5 protein-coding genes are annotated in these 6364 nt (G+C 62.7%); 3 read left to right on the top strand and 2 right to left on the bottom strand.

What is annotated here, in order from left to right; all coding sequences use genetic code 11:
- Positions 1–314 (top strand): gamma-butyrobetaine hydroxylase-like domain-containing protein (locus tag WBF74_RS03860; RefSeq protein WP_424435441.1); only part of this gene is annotated, 314 nt, incomplete at its 5' end.
- Positions 315–317: 3 nt separating this feature from the next.
- Here WBF74_RS03860 and WBF74_RS03855 read toward each other — a convergent pair.
- A complete protein-coding gene (locus WBF74_RS03855; protein WP_424435438.1) occupies positions 318–1547 on the bottom strand; it encodes an FAD-dependent monooxygenase in 1230 nt (409 codons plus the stop codon).
- A 107-nt stretch (positions 1548–1654) separates the two neighbouring features.
- Here WBF74_RS03855 and WBF74_RS03850 point away from each other — a divergent pair, with 107 nt between their 5' ends.
- On the top strand, positions 1655–3019 hold the full coding sequence (locus WBF74_RS03850) for an amidase (protein ID WP_424435435.1): 1365 nt from the start codon (positions 1655–1657) through the stop codon (positions 3017–3019).
- Positions 3020–3070: 51 nt separating this feature from the next.
- On the opposite strand, the gene WBF74_RS03845 is transcribed toward WBF74_RS03850, so the two are convergent.
- Positions 3071–5293, bottom strand: coding sequence for a PQQ-dependent dehydrogenase, methanol/ethanol family (locus WBF74_RS03845; RefSeq protein ID WP_424435432.1), 2223 nt, complete (start codon positions 5291–5293; stop codon positions 3071–3073).
- A 401-nt stretch (positions 5294–5694) separates the two neighbouring features.
- Between WBF74_RS03845 and WBF74_RS03840 the strand changes: the two genes are divergently transcribed.
- On the top strand, positions 5695–6364 hold a 670-nt coding region (locus WBF74_RS03840), incomplete at its 3' end, for an ammonium transporter (protein WP_424435429.1).

Raw genomic sequence — 6364 nt, 5'->3', positions numbered from 1 at the left:
AACGCATTCTCGAAGTAAGTTTCGATGATGGCGCGAGCTTCCGCCTCGCCGCCGAACTTCTGCGTGTGGAAAGCCCTTCCGCCGAGGTGCAGGGACATGGCGCATCACAGAAGAAAACCGTTCCGGGCAAGGCAAATGTCGCCATTGTGGCCGTCGAGCCCGTCGGCAATTACGCCGTCCGTCTCATCTTCGATGACGGCCATGACAGTGGCCTCTACACATGGGAAACGCTCTACCGGCTGGGCCGCGACAGCGACAGGCTCTGGACCGACTACCTCACCGCGCTGGAGCGGGAGGGCCTGAGCCGGGAATAGGCCTTACACCGCCTCGCCGCGCAGCAGCCTCGGCAGGTCGCCGACCATGCCCGCCGCATGGCGCATGAAAAAGCGGCGGAGCGGGCCCATTTGGGCGACGGCCCCCAGGCCGAGATCGCGCGCAAGGCGGATCGGAGCAATGTCATTGGAGAAAAGCCGGTTGAGCCCGTCCGTCACCAGCGACAGCGCCACACTGTCGAAGCGCCGCCAGCTCTGATAGCGCTCCAGCACATCAAGCGCGCCGATATCAAGACCAAGCCGCGCGGCATCGACCACCACTTCCGCAGCCGCCGCCACATCGCGCAGTCCGAGATTAAGCCCCTGCCCCGCAATCGGATGAATGCCATGCGCGGCATCGCCCACCAGCGCGAGGCGAGGGCGCACATAGTCGCGCGCGAGTTGCAGCGTCAGCGGATAAGACCAGCGCGGTCCAACCGGGCGGCACTCGCCGAGATAGTCGCCGAAGCGCGCACGCATCTCTTCTGCAAAAGCATCATTGTCGAGCGAAAGGATCGCCTTCGCATCCGCTGTCTTTTCCGTCCAGACAAGCGAGGAGCGATTGCCGACCATGGGCAGAATCGCAAAAGGCCCGCCCGGCAGGAAATATTCCTGCGCTACACCTTCGTGCGGCAATTCATGTTCGACGGTCGAGACAATGCCCATCTGGCCATAATCCCAGCCGACGGTCTTGATACCCGCCGCCTGCCGCGTGGGGGAGCCGCGCCCGTCAGCCGCAAAGCAGAGCCGCGCGCTCACACGCTCGCCATTGCCAAGCGTTGCCACCGCCTGCGCGCCATATTCAACGCGCGTCACGCTTTGCGGCGCGATGAGGCGGATGAGCGGCTGTTCTTCTGTCGCCTTTTGCAGCGCGATGCGGATATGTCGGTTCTCGATCAGATGGCCGAGCGGCTCATTGCCGATTTCCTTGTGATCGAAATGCAGGAAGAAGGGCGACGCGCCGTCACGCACCCGCCCGTCTGACACCAGAATATCATTGATCGGCTGCATCTGCCCGGTGAGATACCGCGTCACGCCAAGCTGCTCGAACATCCGGCATGAGGCAAGCGCAATGGCGGAGACACGCCCGTCAAACCCCGCATCCGTCGCGGTGGCGGGATCGAGCACATCAACCACGGTGACGCTGAGGCCGCCTTGTGCCAGTGCAAGGGCAAGCGGCAGGCCCGCAAGGCCGCCGCCGACAATCAGAACATCGCTATCGGGCTTTCCTGTCATGAAAACAAGATCGTTCGCGCCGCCCCGAAAGGCAAGCGCCGGATGGACGCAGGCCAATGGACGCAAGGCGGGCGACGTCCTAGGCTCCGGCCAACAGGAGGCGTGAGATGAATTTCGAAGAGATGACCGCTCTGGCCCTTGGCCGCAGCTTCGAGGAAGGCAAGGCCGATCCGCGCGAGGTGACGGAAGCCTTTCTGGCGCGTGCCCGCCGCCTTGACCCCGATCACCGTGTCTATGTGCGTCTTCTTGAAGACCGCGCGCGAAGGGAAGCTGCCGCCGCCCATGACCGTGCGAAACGGGGCCTGCGCCTTCATGCGCTGGATGGCGTGCCGCTTTCCTGGAAAGACCTGTTCGATGTGACGGGAGAGCCGAGTTCTGCCTGCTCGCTCGCACTCAAGGATAATGTCGCCGCGCATGACTGCGAGCTTCTCGCCCGCGCAACGAGGCTTGGTTCCGTCGCGCTTGGCAAGACGACCATGACGGAGCTTGCCTTTTCAGGCCTCGGCATCAACCCGAAATTCGGCACGCCCGCAAACCCGCATGATGAAAAGATCGAGCGCGTGCCCGGCGGCTCATCGGCGGGAGCAGGTGTTAGCGTTGCCGCGAAACTTGCGCCTGCCGCCATCGGTTCGGATACGGGCGGCTCGGTGCGCATTCCCGCCGCCTGGAACGGGCTTGTCGGCCTCAAGACCACGGCGGGGCGCCTGCCGATGAGCGGCACCGTACCGCTTTCGCCCACCTTCGATACGGCAGGTCCGATCGCAAGAGATGTGGAAGATGCTGCCGCTCTTCTCGCCCTTCTCGAAGGCCGTCCCGTGCCGCCGCTTCATGCGGCTGATCTTTCCCGCGCCGTCTTCTGGGTACCGGAAAACGGCATTGTCTGGGAGAACACCGAACCGCAAATCATTTCCGCGCTTCACGGCGCGGTCCACCGCCTCGTTCATGCAGGCGCGCGCATCATCGAAAAGCCATTGCCGGAGCTTGATGAGATCCATGCGCTCGCCTGGGATCCGAAGGCAAGTCGTCTCGTCGCCGAGGCCTACGCCCAATGGGGCGAAATGCTGGCGGCAAATGAGACGCTGATCTATCGCCCTGTCTTCGAGCGCGTCATGGCGGGCGCGAAACTCACCGCCGCTGACATCATCCGCGCAGACCTGAAGCGCCGCGAAATATCCGCACGCTACATCGCCGCCACGGCGGGCGTTGACGCGGTGATCGTCCCCACCGTCGCCATTGCACCGCCGCCCATCGCCGCACTCGAAGATGGGGGCGACGCCTACGGGCAGGCAAACCGCATGGCGCTTCGCAACGCGACCATCGGCAACCAGCTCGGCCTCAGCGCCATCACGCTTCCTTGCGGGCGCGATGACAATGGTATTCCGATCGGCCTCATGCTTCAGGCCGCCCCCATGAAGGAAGAGAAACTTCTGTCGCTGGCGCTTGCCATAGAGCGGCTCTTCTCCCGCACATGAAAAAAGCCCGGGCATCGCTGCCCGGGCTTCATTCTTTTCATTTCTGTGCGATCAGTTCACGACCTGCTGCCGCGCCCTGTCTTCCAGCGCGCGCTTCTGGATATAGGCTTTCACCGCCTCGACGTCCTCCGCAGACAGATGATCGGCAAAGCTCGCCATGCCATTGTCGGAGAGAATGCCGCCGCGCACGATATCGTCGAAATGCTCGCGCGTGCTTTCGCCCATGCGGCGAAGATCCGGCGTCACACCGGGCGAGATCGCAAGCGCGCCGTGGCAGAGCATGCAATAGGTCGCATAAGTGATCTCGCCATGCCGCACCTGTTCTTCCGATGCCGTCAGCGGTTCCCATTCGGGGATCGACTGGTCACGCAGCGCAAGCTGCGGCAGTTCCTTGCCGCCACCAAGCTTGAAGGCGATGAGGCGACCATCATTGCCATATTTCGCCGCCGCTGATGTACGCGCATCGCCCGAGACGATGTTGACGCCGCCCCAGCCGGCGAGCACGGCAACATATTGCTCACCATCCACCGTATAGGTGACTGGCGCAGCAACAATGCCCGTCTGCACATATTGCGACCAGACGCGCTCGCCCGTATCCGCCTTATAGGCATGGAAGTAACCATCCGCCGTGCCCTGGAAAACGAGATTGCCCGCAGTTGCCAGCACGCCGCCATTAAGCGGCGCAGGATATTCAGCCTGCCAGCGTGTTTCACCCGTCACCGGGTCCCACGCCTTGAGGTAGCCCTTCTCTGTCGGGATTTCCGGCAGCGCGGTGATCGCGTCGATATAGGTGGTCCAGTCGATGCCGGTGTTCCACCAGTTCTTTTTCACGTCATATTCACCGTCACGCTTCCACTGTTCGGACAGCGAATAGATGCCCGCAATATCCTGCGTCGGAATATAGACAAGGCCGGTTTCGGGATGGAACGCCATCGGGTGCCAGTTATGCGCCCCGTTGGCAGACGGCAGAACGAAAGCCGTGCGGTCACGGTACTCGCCCTCACCCGTTTCGACCGGACGGCCCGTCTCGAGATCGACATGGCTTGCCCATGTGACAGTCGAGAAAGGAGTGGCTGAGATCAGCTCGCCCGTGTTGCGATCAAGCACATAGAAGAAGCCGTTCTTCGGTGCCTGCATGATCACATTGCGGAGCTGGCCGTCGATTTCGATATCGGCGAGCATCAGCGGCTGCGTTGCCGTGTAGTCCCAGTTATCGCCGGGCGTGGTCTGGTAATACCACTTCATCCGCCCCGTATCGGCATCAAGCGCGAGGATCGAGGAGAGATAGAGATTGTCGCCGCCTCCGGGCGAGCGGATTTCGCGCGTCCAGGGCGAGCCATTGCCCGTGCCGACATAAAGCGTGTTGGTCACGGGTTCATAAACCATCGAATCCCAGGCCGTGCCGCCGCCACCGACCTTCCACCATTCGCCACCTTTCCATGTCGGGATCGCAGCTTCGAGTTCGGGATGTTCAACCGGCTCGTTCGGATCGCCCGGCACGGTGTAGAAGCGCCAGACCTGTTCGCCCGTCTCCGTGTCATAGGCGGTGATATAGCCGCGCACGCCATATTCACCACCGCCATTGCCGATCACGACCTTGTCGTTGAAGACGCGCGGCGCGCCGGTGATGGTGTAGGGTGCGCCCGGAACCGTATTCACTTCCCAGACAACCGACCCGTCCTTCGCATCAAGCGCAAAGAGCCGTCCGTCAAAGCTCGCCGTATAGACGCGGCCCTTCCACACGGCGACACCGCGATTGACCACGTCGCAGCAGCCATAGCGGCCCCACTCGCCCGGCACTTCAGGGTCGAAGCGCCACAGCTCTTCACCCGTCTTGCCGTCAACGGCAATGGTGACGCCCCAGTTGAGCGAGAGATACATGATGCCATCGACAACGATCGGCGTGGCTTCGAGGCCGCGCGTCGTATCAGTGTCCGTGGACCAGGCAAGCGACAGCTCGCCGATATTTTCCGGTGTAATCTGGTCGAGCGGCGAGAAACGCTGCTCATCATAAGTGCGGCCATGGGCAAGCCAGTTGCCGGGCTCCGCATCCGCATTGGCGATACGCTCGCCGTCAACGCCGACAGCGCCTTCGACGCGCGCGGCCTCGACAGGCCCCGACGCCGCATCCGTGCCTTCCGCCTCTGCCACAGAAGCAGGCACTTCCGGCGCCGCCTCATTGCCCCCGATGAACTGCCAGCCGATGAATCCGGCCAGCACCAGCCCCGCAGCGGCGTTAACCACTACGGGCCATTTCTTCGCTTGATCCGCCATGACCTCCCGATCCCTCTTATGAGGCGCCTGAACCGGCTCCCCGGCCTGTCCCCGCGCATTTCTTCTTGCGGAGTCGCGCTCCGCCTTTTGCGAAAACTCTACCCGAAGGCCCCGCAGCCGCAAACCATGGATAACGGGGCAAGGACGCCGAATACATGCCTGTCTTTTGTGCAAGAGAGTTCTTTTGCCCGTTTTTTGAGCAGAAAGTGGCCCGCCAAAAGGCGCGCCCGCCGACGGCAGTGAAAAAACACAAGGCGAATCAGTGTGTTACCTCTCTCTCCCCGTCCGGCACGGCTCTTGAAAAGCGTTGCGCAAGCGAGAGAACCCATGCACGCCGGGAGACGGGCAGGGCTCGTGAGCAAACCGGCCTCTCAAGCCGGCCTCAAACGGAGACAAGCAGAATGTCCAACCTCGAAACCGGGACCTGGCTCCGCGGGCGCATCATGGGCGCCGCTGCCATTCCCTTCGCGCTTCTGGCGAGCGCCGGAAGCGCGCTTGCGCAGGAAGAAGCGCCGGTGCTCAATTCCGGCGACACCGCCTGGATGATCACGGCCACCGCCCTCGTGCTTCTCATGACCATTCCGGGCCTTGCGCTCTTCTATGGCGGCATGGTCCGCAAGAAGAACGTGATTGCCCTCACCGCTCAGAACTTCGCCCTTGCCGCCGTCATGTCGGTTGTCTGGATGATCGTGGGCTACTCGCTCGCCTTCTCCGATGGCGGCGCGCTCAATGATTATGTGGGCGGCCTCAGCAACCTCTTCCTCTCGGGCCTCAGCGTCGATGCGATGACGGGCACCATCCCTGAAAGCGTCTTCATGACCTTCCAGATGACCTTCGCCATCATCACGCCCGCCCTCATCACCGGCGCCTTTGCCGACCGCATGAAGTTTTCGAGCATGCTCGTCTTCATGGTCCTCTGGTCGGTGCTGATCTACGCACCGATCTGCCACTGGGTCTGGGGCGGCGGCTTCCTTGGCGAAGACGGCGTTCTCGACTTCGCTGGCGGCACGGTCGTTCACATCAATGCCGGTGTGGCGGGTCTCGTTGCCTGTCTCGTGCTTGGCCCCCGCA

The organism is Parvibaculum sp. (genome assembly GCF_049672805.1).
Lineage (GTDB): Bacteria > Pseudomonadota > Alphaproteobacteria > Parvibaculales > Parvibaculaceae > Parvibaculum.
Note: the sequence above shows the minus strand (reverse complement) of the source record. Positions and strands in the feature narration are given on the sequence as shown.

What these genes read in the sequence shown, in the direction of transcription:
- WBF74_RS03855 (WP_424435438.1), bottom strand. Translation starts at nt 1,547, where the DNA reads ATGACAGGAAAGCCCGATAGCGATGTTCTGATTGTCGGCGGCGGCCTT.
- WBF74_RS03850 (WP_424435435.1), top strand. Translation starts at nt 1,655, where the DNA reads ATGAATTTCGAAGAGATGACCGCTCTGGCCCTTGGCCGCAGCTTCGAG.
- WBF74_RS03845 (WP_424435432.1), bottom strand. Translation starts at nt 5,293, where the DNA reads ATGGCGGATCAAGCGAAGAAATGGCCCGTAGTGGTTAACGCCGCTGCG.